The following is a 14,365-nucleotide window of genomic DNA, read 5'->3' on the forward strand; positions in this document are numbered from 1 at the left end:
ACTCCTAAATCCATAGGAGTGGTGTCTAAATATCGACTAAGTGGTTAACAATAATTAGTAAGTTACTAATAACTCGCAAGTTAACAAGAACGTTTTAAGGAATGTTTGCTTAAAAGATTAAGCGGTTTCAGCTTCTTTAACCGGAGCTGAGTTACGGATTAGGTGGTCAAATGCACCTAAACTTGCTTTAGCACCTTCACCCATCGCAATGATGATCTGTTTGTAAGGTACTGTCGTTACATCACCCGCCGCAAATACACCTTTCATTGATGTTGCACCATGAGCGTTAATTTCAATTTCACCGCGTGGTGACAGCTCAACTTTCGAACCCTTCAACCATTCGCTGTTTGGCATCAGGCCGATTTGAACAAAGATGCCGGCAATGTCGACTTGCTTCAGCTCATCGGTGTTACGATCTTTATATTCCAAAGCCGTTACGCGGTTGCCATCACCAACCACTCGCGTTGTTTGCGCCATCTTGATGATTTCGATGTTTGGTGTTGCGTTCGCTTTGTCGATCAGCACTTGGTCTGCACGCAGTGTGTCTGCAAATTCAAGTACGGTTACGTGTTCAACGATACCCGCTAAATCAATTGCCGCTTCGATACCTGAGTTACCGCCCCCAATAACCGCTGTTTTCTTACCTTTGAACAGTGGGCCGTCACAGTGTGGGCAGTAAGCAACGCCTTTGTTGCGGTACTCTTGCTCACCCGGAACATTCATTTCACGCCAGCGTGCACCGGTACTGGTGATGACCGTGCGAGAGCGTAATGTTGCGCCGCTCTCTAGTTCAACGTGGATGTAGCCGTCTTTTGTATCTTCAGCTGCGATGATGTTAGCCGCGCGCTGCTCAGTCATTACTTCAACACCGTACTCTTTTACGTGCTCTTCTAAGCTTGCGACCAACTTAGGGCCGGTGGTTGCTTTTACTGAAATAAAGTTCTCAATCGCCATGGTATCCATTACCTGACCACCGAATCTGTCAGCAACCACACCTGTGCGAATGCCTTTACGTGCAGCATAAATTGCCGCCGAAGAACCCGCAGGGCCGCCGCCTACAACCAATACATCAAACGGTGCTTGTTCGTTTAGGTTTGCCGCTTTCTTTTCTGCTGCGCCTGAATCGACTTTGTTCAAGATTTCAGCCAGTGACATACGGCCTTGACCAAATAGCTCACCGTTAATGAATACGCTCGGTACCGCCATAATGTCGCGAGACTTCACTTCGTCTTGGAATGCCGCGCCGTCGATCATGGTTGTCTTAACCAGAGGGTTAATCGCCGACATCATGTTGAACGCCTGAACTACTTCTGGACAGTTTTGGCATGAGAGTGAGATAAAGATTTCTACATTAAGCTCTTGATCTAATTCTTTAATTTGCTCAATTACGTCAGCTTCAAGCTTAATAGGGTGACCACCACTATGGAGCAGTGCGAGTACCAGTGACGTGAACTCGTGACCCATTGGCAAACCCGCGAAACCGATCGCAGTACCTTTCTCTTGGTTCACTACCTGCATGATTGGGCGGCGAGTGCTTGCGTTATCATCTCGAATTACTTCAATTTTTTCGGTGAGAGAGGCGATATCGTTCGCCAGATCTTGAAGTTTGTTCGCGGTATCGCTGCTATCAAGGCTCAGCACTAACTGAACATTGGTTTTTAGGTTTTCTAAGTATGCTTTTAACTGCTGCTTCATTGCTTGATCTAACATAATCGTGCCTGCTCTTAAATTCTGTGTCTTGGTATTGACCAATACCTTCTTGCTGAAAAAGGAAAATAAAAAGTGGGCGCAAGTCGGCAAATATTGTGGCGTTGATGGTTTGAAAGGGTGGCGCGCAACTGCCCTTTAGGAGGGAGGCCGAAGCGCGCCTGTAGAACCGTTTAACTGTTCTGTTTTACTTGTTCTTTCTTAGCAGTTCTTGTTTGAACTCGGCTTTGATTAAATCTTGCCTACTAGGTCTAGAGATGGCGCTAGAGTCTCTTCGCCTTCTTTCCATTTAGCTGGGCAAACTTCACCTGGGTGAGCGGCTACGTATTGTGCTGCTTTAACCTTGCGTAGTAGGTCTTCAGCGTCACGGCCAATACCTTCAGCAGTGATTTCCATTGCTTGGATAACGCCTTCTGGGTCGATTAGGAAGGTTGCACGGTCTGCAAGGCCTTGACTTTCACGCATAACGTTGAAGTTGTTTGTGATGTTGCCTGTTTGGTCGCCTACCATGAAGTATTCGATAGTGCCGATTTTGTCAGAAGTATCGTGCCATGCTTTGTGAGAGAAGTGAGTGTCAGTTGATACTGAGAAAACTTCTACGCCGCGAGATTGAAGCTCTGCGTATTTGTCTTGTAGGTCAACTAGCTCAGTTGGACATACAAACGTGAAGTCTGCTGGGTAGAAGAAGAATACAGCCCACTTGCCTTTAACGTCTTGCTCAGTGATTTCTACGAACTCGCCGCTTTTGAATGCTGTTGCGTTGAATGGTTTGATTTCTGTGTTGATCATGATTCGACTCTCTTTCTAATTTGTAGTGTTTAACGCTATCCCGCGTCGATGGAGATATATTGCATTCGCACCGGAAATTAGTGAAATCGGACATTTCTATAGATTCAATAGGCAAATCCTATCTTTGAAAGAACAAGACTATCGATAAAAGCTATCAACAAGAATTATCAACAGAACTTATCAACAAAAGCTATCAAAGTGGGCAGGGCTCTATTTGGGTAGCTATGCTCTTTAGGTTGTTATCTATTTAGGCTTACCTCTATTCACGTAAATATCTATTCACGTAAACATCTATGTAGGCATGGCTTCTTTAAGTGAGAGGAGGTTTTATGCTAATCGGTAAATAACGAAATATTATCATTAATATAATTTATGATAATTTCAGTTAATCACTATCTCTCCTTATACTCTCTTCATCGAAACGAAACATCGAAGCCAGTCTTCGAAGCACACAGAATTAAAAACGAATTTGGAGCAAGTTATGAAAATGAATCATGTAGGCCTAATGGTTGGCGATATGGACAAAGCAGTTGAGTTTTACACGAAAGCTTTAGGTCTAAGAATCGTAATGAACAACACTAAAGTGATGGAAGAGCGCGAATCAGCAATCGGCCGTATGTGTATTGCAGTATTTGGCGAAGGCTTCAAAGGCTTCAACATTGCACACTTAGTAACATCTGATGGCATCGGTGTTGAGCTGTTCGAAATGAAAGAGCGCCAAGAGCGTCACGAAGTTGATTTCTCTCGTCTAGGCATCTTCCACTTCTGTCTGCAACTTCCAAAAGAGCAGTTTCATTCAGCTATTAAGCGCGTTGAAGAGTATGGCGGAAAGGTTCGTATGGACATCATGCGTTACCACCCAGAAGACGAACTAAAACAAGCACAAATGGTTTACCTAGAAGACCCGTTTGGCAACCTATTCGAATTTTACTCGCACACATACGAAGATACGTACGCGACTGATTACGAGTAATAGCGTTACTGCCTTCTATAGGTAGAAAAATTGAAACACCCCCTAAAGAGGATTGGTAGAGATACCAATCCTTTTTTTGTGTCTGCGGTATAGGGTTAGAAGTTACAGATAAGCCAGAGCAAGTGAGTGCTTTGTATGTTCTCGGTTGCACTAAAACAAACCGACAGTGTTGCTCTATAGTGCAGCATTGGCTTGAGCGAAAGCTTAACTGATTGATAAGTATAATGTTAAACCATTGGCATATATGTTGCTCTATTGCCTTTATGTAAATTGTATACAATAAAAAATACATAAAGGAAGTCACATGGAACAGAACAGTGAATTGATCTACGGATTAGACGATCGACCATCAGTCAAAGCAGCCAGTTACGCGGCGCTGCAGCATGTATTAGCCAGCTTTGTCGGCATTATCACACCCACGCTCATTATTGGCGGTGTCTTAGGATTGGGTGAACACATCCCTTATTTGATCAGCATGGCACTGATGGTGTCTGGGGTTGGTACCTTCATCCAAGCTAGAAAAATAGGGCCAGTTGGTGCAGGGATGATCTGTGTCCAAGGAACCAGCTTTGCGTTCTTAGGTTCCGTACTAGGCGCGGGTTTTCTTGTGAAAGCGAATGGAGGCGGGCCGGATGAAATGCTCGCCACGATTTTCGGTGTCTGTTTCTTCGGTGCATTTGTTGAAATCGTCCTATCGCGCTTTATCGAAAAACTCAAAGTCGTTATCACGCCTGTTGTGACCGGCATCGTTATCACGACGATTGGTGTCTCTTTGATTAAAGTTGGCGTCACTGATATTGCTGGTGGCGTTGGTGCAGAAGATTTTGGATCAGGAAGCAACCTGATGTTGGGTGCGATTGTGCTCGGAACCATAGTGGCACTTAACCTAAGCAACAATACCATGGTAAGGCTGTCGTCGATTTTAGTCGGTCTGGTTGTCGGGTGGGGCGTTGCTATTCTGATGGGCAAAGCGCCAATGGTTTCTTTTGCATTGCAGCCGCTATTGAGTATTCCTGTTCCGTTTAAATATGGTTTTGCTTTTGATTGGCAAGCCTTCCTGCCGATTGCTTTTATCTACTTGATTACCGTTATTGAAACTACGGGTGACCTGACCGCTAACAGCATGTTTTCAGGGCAGCCAGTTAAGGGGCCAAAATACATCAATCGACTCAAGGCGGGCGTGCTAGGTGACGGTGTGAACTCGCTTATCGCCGCGGTATTCAACACTTTTCCGAATACGACTTTCAGCCAGAACAATGGTGTGATTCATTTTACCGGAATCGCGAGCCGCTACATTGGCTACTTCATCGCGGCAATTCTTTTTCTATTAGGGCTATTTCCTATCTTAGGCGCGGTATTAATGACGATTCCAAAGCCAGTATTAGGCGGGGCGACATTGGTGATGTTCGGTACGGTTGCCGCAGCGGGCATCAAGATTATCGCTAGTGAGAAGCTGGATCGCCGCAGAATCATGACGATTGCTATCTCACTAGGTTTAGGGCTTGGGGTCATGCTGGTACCGGATTTATTGAAAGAAGCACCTAAGCTAGTGCAAAGCATATTTGGCTCACCAGTAACGATGTCGGGTGTTGCTGCTCTGGTGATTACTGGGCTGATGTCTCTGGTTCCAGAAAACAAAACCAAGCCTGTGGCAAGTTCGGTACAAACCAGTAAAGCATGATTGTTTTTAGAACCAAGAACGACTTGGCGATGCTAGAGCGTCGCTAAGTCGTTAAATTACGGTGTCTTGTGTTTCCCCATCAAGAGCTACACACCCCTTCAGTTTATAACCCAGATACAGAAACTAAACAGCCGTTCCGAAATGCTCCGAAAGGAAATCCAAAAATACTCGAACCTTGCTTGGCACTAGCTGGCGGTTTTGATAAATCGCGTATGTGCTGGTTTCATAGTTACACGGGCTAAAAGTAAACTCGGGCAGTAATTGCACCAATTTATCCGTATTAAGTTCTTGTTCAATCGCCCATTGTGGGAGCAGGGCAATACCACCACCGTTCAGTATCAATTGCTTTTGCCCGTTCACAGAATCGACTTCCATGTAATAAGAGAGGTCGATCTTTTGCGGTTTGCTATCCAATACAATCCAATCGTGCCACCCCTTGTAGCCATAAACCAAACAGTCGTGTTTAGCTAAATCTTCGACGTGTTGAGGGGCCTTCTTTCTTCTCAAATAGTCAGGGCTGGCGCAAAGAACAAAGTTGTTTTGGACGAGCTTCTTAGCGATCAAATTAGAATCAGGCAGTCGGCCACTTCGGATAGCGACATCCACATTTTCCTCGATTAAATCGACCACTCTTTCTGTGATTTCAATTTCAACGTTTACCTCAGGAAAAGCAGCCCGAAAGATGGGAATAAGTGGCAAGATTTTGCTCTCTCCAAACGCAACGGTCGTGCTTATCTTGAGGCTTCCTCTTGGTGAGTGATGCAATGCGCTGACGGCTCGTTTCGCTTCATCAAATTCGCCTGTAATACGCTTGGAGTATTGATAGAACAATTGACCAGCCTCAGTGACGCCTACGTTGCGTGTCGAACGCTCTAACAGTCGCACATTGAGTTCCTCTTCCAATGCGGAGAGCTGCCTTGAAATAGAAGAAGGCTGAATATCAAATATCCGACTGGCTTTGGAGATACTGCCCTGTTCAACCACACAGTTGAAATAGGCAAGACGATTGAAAAGGCTCATGTGTATTACTCATTAAACGATGGTTTCGATTCTTCCAAAGCGGAGCTTTCTGATGAGTCCAGTTGATGCCCGAAGTGAAAGTGATATTGATGTCTTTTCTGTTCTTTAATTATAGATTAATTGCTTTTAAAGCAAAACTGAATTGCCTCTCGGCAGATTCAAACCTCTGGTTGTTGTCTCTATGATTCCCCACACCATCACTAACAACGAGCAATAACCATGAATACAATTAGAACAGCCACTATTGCAGCCTGCTTTTCGGTAACAGCCCAACACCTGATTGAAAAGCTGATTACGAGCGGAACCCGCGTCGTGGCCTTTGGGCGCATCGGTGATGAAGCAAGAGCAAAAAGCCTAGAAGAAAAGTATTTGGGTCATCTGACCGTGTTACTTGGAGATCTTACTGATGAAAAGCAAAGCCAAGCGCTTGCTGCCAAGGCATCTGAAATCTTAGGTCATATCGATGCTCACTTTCATTGTTCTGGCATTTATACCTGGAGCCATTGGACTGACGTGGAAGTGAGTAAAATGTCTGACTTGTGGAATGCGAACTTTATGACGGCGTTTGTCTTCGGAAGAGAAATATTCAAATTAATGGAGTCGCAGGGAGGTGGTTCACTGATGTTTGTTTCTGCCCGTGATACCGCGCGGAATATACCCGCAGGATTTGGCCCTTATATGGCGTCTAAAATGGCATTAAACGCGTTGGTAGAGAGCCTAGCGGCAGAGGGATCTTCATCCAATCTTCAAGTGAATGCGGTATTGCCGACCATTGTTGATACTGAAGTGAATCGACAAGCACTTCCTGAGGCTGACCACTCTACATGGGTAGATCCAGCCGATTTGGCAGAGTTAATGATTGAGCTGACTCAACCGAGTAAAACCTATCTAAGTGGCTCACTAATAACCGTCAACAACAAGATGCATTAACAGTAGGTTAATAGATTAATAGATTAGTAGATTAGTAGATTAATAGGTTTGGATGGTGCTGTGCTATCTGCAACAAACTAGAAAACTGAAACAGCTTCTAAAAAGGATTGGTAGAGAGACCAATCCTTTTTTGCATTTTTTGGGGGGGAGGAGGGCGGCACTTCATTCGAAGTGGGACACAAATGATCTTGTCTTCGATTGCTGTTTGATTTGGGGTTATCTGCACTGTGTGGTTAATAAGTAACCAAATTTAAGACGTTGTTAAAGTTGACGTTTTGACGATAAAACCTTTCAGGAATATGACGGAAGAAATCATCGTTCATGAAAACATTGGTAAATCATACCGAATGGCAGCCTTGACTGAGTAGCGACTATACTCAGAAACATACAGCTGAACCAACAACAACGAAAACAGAGAAACATGCAGAGATTAGCTCACCCAAATCACATGAAAAAATCACATATTATTTTTACCGCTCTTGTACTTATGATATTAGCCGGATGTACCTCAACGTCGGCTGTCGGCAGTTCTAAAACAAAGGAATATGCCAAGTCACATGCTCTTGCTGGTAAAGCTTCTTGGTATGGCGATAAATTCCATGGAAGGCTCACAGCAAGTGGTGAGACGTATAATATGAATGCGAATACTGCGGCTCATAAAACCTTGCCATTCGGCACTATCGTGAGAGTGACCAATACAAACAATAATAAGTCTGTCGATGTGAAAATTAACGATCGAGGCCCTTATGTAAAAGGCCGCGTTATCGATCTTTCGCACAAGGCGTTTGCAAGAATCGGCAATGTTAAGCAAGGAACCGTGCCTGTCAAAATCGAGATTATTGATGACAGCAATACCTTTAGGTACAAACACTAATTGTCTCTAAACCTGTACTGGTTTGTGAAACTCAAAGGATTGGTAGAGATACCGATCCTTTTTTGTTTTTTGGGCAAACCTAACGAGATCCAAATTACATTTCGTTACTTACTGAAGTAAATCTGAAACATCGCTGACATGGTTTTGAAATTTTTAATAGCTAGCTTATTGGGTTCTAAAACGAATCCAGAAAAGGAAATACCCGTGAAGCTAACACCTGTCGTTGCTGCCGTAATTATGTCTTTCAGTTCAGCAAGTTTTGCTTTCAGCTTGCAGCAATCTGCCAATGAAAACAGTGAAGATCTCGTATGGACGGGGCACCTTAGCCCAGACAGCGACACGGTAATGTCTGCGATGCTCGCGGCTCATATTTATGGTGGTACGGCGACAGTGCCTGAGCCTATCAACCCTGAATCGACGTTTATCTTGAACTACTGTAATGCAGAATCGCCACGAGTAGAGACAGATTACTCTCCATATAGAGTAGGGCTGGTGGACTTCAACCAAGTGACTCAACTAGCGCCAACCATCGACCAAGCATCTATTGTTGCTGTGGTCGATCACCATGCGATTGGTGGCTCACCGATTAATACGCCACAAATTGTTGAGATGGATATTCGAGGCTGGGGATCGGCTGCAACTATTCTGGCTGACAACGCTGAAAAGCTTGATGTGACTTTACCTAAGCACCTTGCTTGTGTCGGCTTAGGCGCGATTCTTTCTGATACCGTGGTGTTCCAATCATCAACCACCACTGAACACGATCGTGAATACGCAGAGAAACTGGCAAAGGTTGCAGGCATTTCAGACATCGAAGACTTCGGTCAACAGATGTTGATTGCTAAATCAGACCTTAGCCACCTTTCATCTGAAACCATCCTGACACTGGACTACAAGAACTTTAAGTACGGTGGCAAACAAGTGGGCATCGGCGTTGCTGAAACACTAACCGCTCAACAACTGATTGACCGTAAAGATGAGCTTTTGGCAGCGATGAAGTCTTATAAAGAAGAGAACGGCTTAGATCATCTGTTCTTCTCAATCACAGACACTAAGAACAAAGAAGCTAATTTACTGTGGGTGGACGAAAGCGATTATCAAGTCATCAAGTCGGCTTTCAACGCTGAACCAACAAGCGATATGCTGACTTTGGAAGGCGTCACTTCTCGCAAGCGTCAGATTGGCCCAGCGGTTCAAAAGGCAATTGAGAGTTTGTAGAGAGTAAGAGCCGTTATTTTATAAATAAATTCTGAAAGGGATTGGTAGAGATACCAATCCCTTTTGTTTGGGTGTCTAAATGGGATTTGGACAGAAATGAGTATCGGAGAACCAAGTATTAGCAAATCACGAATTAGCATAAGTATGGAAAGTCACTAAGCTCACTGTCCAGTATTGATGGTGCACATCATTGTCTTGCTTTTACACAAATCTGACATTGATGAATGCCATAAGCTATCGATATAAATATCAACATATTGTATTATTACATCCGTATTTATACTTATTAGGATTTTCTATGTTGATTCACGAATTTTCGAATAAGGACGTTACCGCTGAGCATGTAATTTTGGCTCAAGCAATACTAGCAGGGACTGCTCAAGGTGATAAAAGTAAAGCACAGCGCTTTATGATTTTTGTAAATGAGATTCCCGATGCGCCGACTGTGCAAAACCTGATTCCTCGCTTTAGTCAATTTATGAAGCGCTTTAAAGCCAGCTGACATTCAGAATACGTTACACAGGGATGTGTAATTAAGATCACCAATTCCCCCCTAACCACTACCTACTTTTAAACTCTATCTGACCTTATGCTCGCTCTATATCTAGCCATTGTTGTCGGAGGACAATAGAGTTTGATCAATTTTAAAAACGTTTCTGGACAATTTCGAGTTAGTGAAAGTGCTAATTTAGCGTTAGACGGATAACTTCAAGTATTGAAAACACATTTTAATAAAAACGAACTTATGGCTTCCTAGATACCATTCTTATTTGTTCAATTTCGTCATCATCAATATTTAGGGACTGTAGAAATTTGAGGTGTCCTAATGGCTCCATCTTCTCAAACTGCTTGTGCCAGTTAAGCATATCTTGATCATTCATGCCTGACTCTCTCAGTATCTCAGTCCAACGCTGTTTAGTTAACTGCCCTTGAATCAGTAGCTCAGGATCTTGTAGTAAAGTCATGATTGAATGTTGTTGCTGACGTAGCTTTTTAATCTCTATATCTAAGGCGGAAAACTGTTGTCGTAATACAGCTTCCCTGTCTTTGCCATGAGATTGTTGTAACAAGCCTTTTATCTCAACAACAGGGATGCCGTAAGAGCGATACGCAAGAATCGACCTGAACTTTTCAAGTTCCCGTTCACCATACAATCGGTAGCCACTGGAAGTACGGCTTGCCGGTTCAATCAAGCCCTGTCGTTCATAATAAAGGACTGTCGTGCGAGACACGCCTAATTGCTCACAAAACTGTTTAATACTCAGCACTGTACCTACCTCTTACTTTTTCGACCGTAGTGAGACAACATCATTGGGATTAATGCACTCGCAAGAATAACTGACGCACCAATAATTGACCATGTATCTGGCATTTCCGCAAAAATAACCATGCCGATGATAAGAGAATAAATAATCTTCACGTACTCAACGTTGGCAATGATGTTTGCCTGTGCCCATTTATAAGCGGAAATACCAATGTATTGAGCAATTGACGAGATAACGCCAACCAATAGAAGCAACATGAAATCTTCAACCGTTGGTGTGCACCATAAAAACAAAGTCGGTATCAAGGCAATAAATCCGATAGCAAGAGCTTGATATGCCATTAACGTGATTTTAGGTTCACTTTGCGCCACTTTTCTTACACAAATCACCGCAACAGCAGCGCCTAACGAAGCCAGCACACCAGAAAGAACGTATATGAGTTGGCTATCTTCAAACGTAGGTCGAACAACCATCATTACCCCGATGAATCCAACGACGATGGTAAAAATCCGAGAGCCTGTGACCTGCTCACCAAGGGCAATGCGAGCAATAATGGCAACAAAGAGCACTTGTAAGAAACCAACGGCAGTCGCGTCTGCAAAAGGTATATTACTTACTGTAATAAATCCAAAGTACAACGCAGTAAATGCGCCCAATATTCTCAATATGTGGAGAGGTATTTTATTCGGTTTGAGCAATACCTCAATGTTATTAGTTATCGTAGGGGCAAGCATCAACATAAAAATGAGCTGTCTAAAAAATAGGATCTGAAACGTATCGTAGTCTCCGCTCAATTTACGAACAAACACACCCACAATGGTAAACAGTGCTGTTGAAACCAGTGCTAGCGTCACACCTTTAGATGTTGGCGATAAAGTATCAAATAACTGCAAAACTTTAGGGTGCTGCACGGTGTTTTTTACAAGGAACTGATGCATCGAATGAAGCCTTCTCGCTTAGGTTTGATCAAGAGGTGCATTTTAAACTCGATACCTGTAGACAGGTCAACCGATGTCGTGGATTAGCTAATTTGGCAACAACGTTAAGCCTCTCGGCATGAGGAAAAGTAAGCCAAATAGTGGAGTTTGAGATCAGGTTCAATTTCACACTGGCTTCTAATGGGGCAAGTCTGAGTTAGCTCATAACTAAACCCCCTTCTAACCTCCCCTTGAACAGTATCTTCTATCCATTGTATTTCGTGGAAAGGGGGGGAATAGAATGCCGGTCGTTACATGCGCAGTTACACATTCAGCGCCAAAGAAGGTTCTCTCCCTCGGTCATAAATCGAAAGGGGTTGATGAACTTAACATGAGGGGGAGGGTGTTTGAAATCAGCCCGAACGCACGGGATATCAACGTTCTCAATTCAGACAAGCATTACACTTCACCCAAACAAAAATGGAACGCCTGAGCGTTCCATTTTTTTACTTATATTTTGTTTAAATCAGCATCTCTTAAACTTGCTCGCTTGGGTGTCCCCACATTAGCTCGCTTGCGTAAGGGCCAGTGACGGTTGAAGTCGACTCCCCCACGCCGTCTAGTGCGCCAGGGGTCAGTGCTTTAGCGAACCAACACTCTAAAGGTGCAAGTGTTCTTACTGGTGGAAGCACGTTGTGTGGCGTGTTGTAACGGTTGCCGTAGTGGAACGGTTCGCCCATCACGAAGATAACGTCAGCGTTGAGTTGCTTCTCGGCTTGTTCCATTAATCGAGTTGCGTAGCCTTTGCCTTGGTATTCTGGCAATACAGCTAAAGGAGCAAGCACATAACACTTCAGGTGTGGTGCTGCGTCTATTGTGATTGGTGTGTAGCATGCGTGTGCTACGCCTTCATGCACGATAGAAAAGCTGCCATCGGCAATAAGATCGTCGGCAAATTCTGCGTACAGTTTTGCATGGCGTTCGTCGTAAAGCCCGCCTGCAGCGGCGAAAGCTTGGTATTGAATTTCATAAGGGGTTTTCATTTGAACAATTCCTAACTTAAATTATTTGTTGCTAGCGTTCTCTGATAGATATCTTTAGATAGAGAGTTAGTTTAGATAGCCAACAACGTTCTATTGAGCTTTAAGCGAGGTACTTATAAATCCAGCAGCAGTAAGTACTTAGCTATGAAGCGTTCTTTAATTTGTTCTAACGGGTAATCACCATCCGAGAACAAGTAATTGAGTGCGATACCATCGATATCGGCGATTAACATGTGGCCGTCGACAATGCTGTTGGCATTTGGTATGTCACATAGAATAACTTCAAAAGATTCCATCATCAGTTGGTAGCGTTCGTCCAACAGGTCTTTTAATATCAGCCTTAACGACGGCTGACATTTCACTTGGTAATCAAGTTGATAAAACAGTTTTTGTTGTGGGTCTGCCATTGACAAGAAGATGTGCTCGATAAGGTTAATAAACCTCTCTTTTACCGACATTCCCTCACTAGACAAGTCAACACTTTCGCCGACTTCATTAATGATCTCTGCCATGCGAACAAACACCTGTCTTAGTAGGTCATCTTTGTTTTTGAAATGATGAAAAACTAAGCCCTTCGATACTTTCGCCGTTTCACACACCTGTGCGATAGACGTTTTTTCAAAGCCTTGTGTCGCGAATAATTCAATCGCGGCTTGGATTGCTTGCTGCTTCTTGTCCATGAATATCACTCAATTATTTTACAGACCGACTATCCGGTCTGTAATTTGTGGTGCGGATAATATACAACATAAATGAGGATCACAAGATCTTTAAAGATCGTTGAATTTGAGTAGGTATAGGTTTGGGAGTAGTCGGCTCAAGATAGGCAATTGTCTTGAGCCTAGGTGTTCAGCGTACCCATCAGTGATATTGGCATCATCAGCACTGTAAGCCTACGACTTTAGTCCGGTAGGAGAGTGCCCAGTCCAATTTTTGAATGCTCGACTGAATGCGCTCGAGTCTGAAAAGCCAAGTTCGTGAGCTACATAGGTAATATTGCCGTCGTTTTGATTCAGTAACGTCATGCTCAGCTCAAGTCGGTATTTATCGAACAAGCGACGAAAACTCACACCTTGTTGTTTAAGCTTACGATTCAGGGTTCGAGGGCTGATATGAAGATTGTTCGCCACGCTATCTAGGTTAGTATCTTTCACCGCAAGCACTTTGAACGTTTCATTCACTTTGTAGATTAAGTTGGTTTTTAACGTTTTTTCCATCTGTTGGTCGGCGATTCTTACTAGCTCTGTATGAAAGTCGGCTTGGTATTGGCGAGGTTTCGCCTGGACAAGATCGTTAGGAAAAAGGAGATAGCGGGCGGGGAAGCCTTCCTTCATTTCAACATTAAAGACACGCTCATAGATGCTCAAGAACTCATCACCGATGGTGTTCTTGTGGATGTGAATGGCGAGCTTTTGATTCGGCGCATTAAGGTATCTGCGAACGAGCTTGATCATAATACTAAAATAGAGCCCCAAGCTGATGTGTGTCATCAGTGTGGTTTCGTCAATGTACTCGGGTGTGACGCCCCAAAGCTCAACTTCGCCACTCTCTGTTTCACGGCAGAATATTTTCAGCAGCGGATGTATATGAATGGAGTAGCGACTCAGCAGTTGGCAAAAGCTGGCGAGATCTGGCGCGGTGAGCATGGCCATTACCGGCGCGCCCATTTCAAGCTCATCGAAGTAGCGAGCCGATTCATCAAATAAGTCGATCAGCTCATGATCAAAATGTTGGTAGATATTGTTGATGGCGGTTTGAAGCTGATAAGCCGAGATCGATTCGGCGGAGCAAAGTTGTTTATAGGCCTCTGTTCCCGACCAGATGTCGCTGCTGTCTCCAATTCTAGCCTGAATAGCAGAATCTAAAGTTTTAAACCAGAATATGGGCAATTGAGTACTGAAACTTTCCACCATAACTCCCTGTTATTACTGGTGATTGAAGAGTGTTC

General features: G+C 43.8%; 14 protein-coding genes. 6 read left to right on the top strand and 8 right to left on the bottom strand.

Annotation, left to right across the window (positions count from 1 at the left end):
- Positions 1-117: 117 nt before the first annotated feature.
- Complete coding sequence (gene ahpF, locus AC3CH4_RS04700) at positions 118-1,710, bottom strand: alkyl hydroperoxide reductase subunit F (RefSeq protein WP_488543385.1); 1,593 nt, start codon at positions 1,708-1,710, stop codon at positions 118-120.
- A 228-nt stretch (positions 1,711-1,938) separates the two neighbouring features.
- A complete protein-coding gene (gene ahpC, locus AC3CH4_RS04705; RefSeq protein WP_488543386.1) occupies positions 1,939-2,496 on the bottom strand; it encodes an alkyl hydroperoxide reductase subunit C in 558 nt (185 codons plus the stop codon).
- Between the two features lie 481 nt (positions 2,497-2,977).
- On the opposite strand from ahpC, the gene AC3CH4_RS04710 reads away from it, so the two are divergent.
- Both AC3CH4_RS04710 and AC3CH4_RS04715 read left to right on the top strand, forming a co-directional pair.
- Positions 2,978-3,469 carry a VOC family protein gene (locus AC3CH4_RS04710; protein WP_029222608.1) on the top strand — a complete coding sequence of 164 codons (492 nt, stop codon included), beginning with the start codon at positions 2,978-2,980 and terminating at the stop codon, positions 3,467-3,469.
- A gap of 304 nt (positions 3,470-3,773) precedes the next feature.
- The gene (locus AC3CH4_RS04715; protein WP_054546731.1) at positions 3,774-5,150 is read left to right on the top strand and encodes a uracil-xanthine permease family protein; all 1,377 of its coding nucleotides are present in this window, start codon (positions 3,774-3,776) and stop codon (positions 5,148-5,150) included.
- 123 nt (positions 5,151-5,273) lie between these two features.
- On the opposite strand, the gene AC3CH4_RS04720 is transcribed toward AC3CH4_RS04715, so the two are convergent.
- Complete coding sequence (locus AC3CH4_RS04720) at positions 5,274-6,170, bottom strand: LysR family transcriptional regulator (RefSeq protein WP_488543387.1); 897 nt, start codon at positions 6,168-6,170, stop codon at positions 5,274-5,276.
- A gap of 219 nt (positions 6,171-6,389) precedes the next feature.
- Here AC3CH4_RS04720 and AC3CH4_RS04725 point away from each other — a divergent pair, with 219 nt between their 5' ends.
- The 4 genes from AC3CH4_RS04725 (at position 6,390) to AC3CH4_RS04740 (ending at position 9,694) form a co-directional block, all read left to right on the top strand.
- Positions 6,390-7,100: an SDR family oxidoreductase gene (locus tag AC3CH4_RS04725; protein ID WP_488543388.1), complete on the top strand. Its 711-nt coding sequence runs from the start codon at positions 6,390-6,392 to the stop codon at positions 7,098-7,100.
- Between the two features lie 421 nt (positions 7,101-7,521).
- Positions 7,522-7,974 carry a septal ring lytic transglycosylase RlpA family protein gene (locus AC3CH4_RS04730; RefSeq protein ID WP_488543389.1) on the top strand — a complete coding sequence of 151 codons (453 nt, stop codon included), beginning with the start codon at positions 7,522-7,524 and terminating at the stop codon, positions 7,972-7,974.
- A gap of 204 nt (positions 7,975-8,178) precedes the next feature.
- Positions 8,179-9,192 (top strand): manganese-dependent inorganic pyrophosphatase, encoded by a 1,014-nt coding sequence (locus AC3CH4_RS04735; protein ID WP_114633172.1) that lies wholly within the window; start codon positions 8,179-8,181, stop codon positions 9,190-9,192.
- 298 nt (positions 9,193-9,490) lie between these two features.
- On the top strand, positions 9,491-9,694 hold the full coding sequence (locus tag AC3CH4_RS04740; protein WP_004736343.1) for a hypothetical protein: 204 nt from the start codon (positions 9,491-9,493) through the stop codon (positions 9,692-9,694).
- Positions 9,695-9,935: 241 nt separating this feature from the next.
- Here the strand turns inward: AC3CH4_RS04740 and AC3CH4_RS04745 are convergent, their stop codons facing one another.
- The 5 genes from AC3CH4_RS04745 to AC3CH4_RS04765 all read right to left on the bottom strand — a co-directional run bounded on the left by AC3CH4_RS04745 (position 9,936) and on the right by AC3CH4_RS04765 (position 14,330).
- The gene (locus AC3CH4_RS04745; protein WP_488543390.1) at positions 9,936-10,460 is read right to left on the bottom strand and encodes a MerR family transcriptional regulator; all 525 of its coding nucleotides are present in this window, start codon (positions 10,458-10,460) and stop codon (positions 9,936-9,938) included.
- A gap of 5 nt (positions 10,461-10,465) precedes the next feature.
- Positions 10,466-11,395: a DMT family transporter gene (locus AC3CH4_RS04750; RefSeq protein ID WP_488543391.1), complete on the bottom strand. Its 930-nt coding sequence runs from the start codon at positions 11,393-11,395 to the stop codon at positions 10,466-10,468.
- A 515-nt stretch (positions 11,396-11,910) separates the two neighbouring features.
- Positions 11,911-12,417 carry a GNAT family N-acetyltransferase gene (locus AC3CH4_RS04755; RefSeq protein WP_488543392.1) on the bottom strand — a complete coding sequence of 169 codons (507 nt, stop codon included), beginning with the start codon at positions 12,415-12,417 and terminating at the stop codon, positions 11,911-11,913.
- Between the two features lie 113 nt (positions 12,418-12,530).
- Complete coding sequence (locus tag AC3CH4_RS04760; protein ID WP_488543617.1) at positions 12,531-13,016, bottom strand: TetR/AcrR family transcriptional regulator; 486 nt, start codon at positions 13,014-13,016, stop codon at positions 12,531-12,533.
- A 294-nt stretch (positions 13,017-13,310) separates the two neighbouring features.
- The gene (locus tag AC3CH4_RS04765) at positions 13,311-14,330 is read right to left on the bottom strand and encodes a helix-turn-helix domain-containing protein (RefSeq protein ID WP_488543393.1); all 1,020 of its coding nucleotides are present in this window, start codon (positions 14,328-14,330) and stop codon (positions 13,311-13,313) included.
- Between the last annotated feature and the right edge of the window lie 35 nt (positions 14,331-14,365).

The sequence above is a fragment of the Vibrio sp. QJM3NY_26 genome (assembly GCF_057786005.1).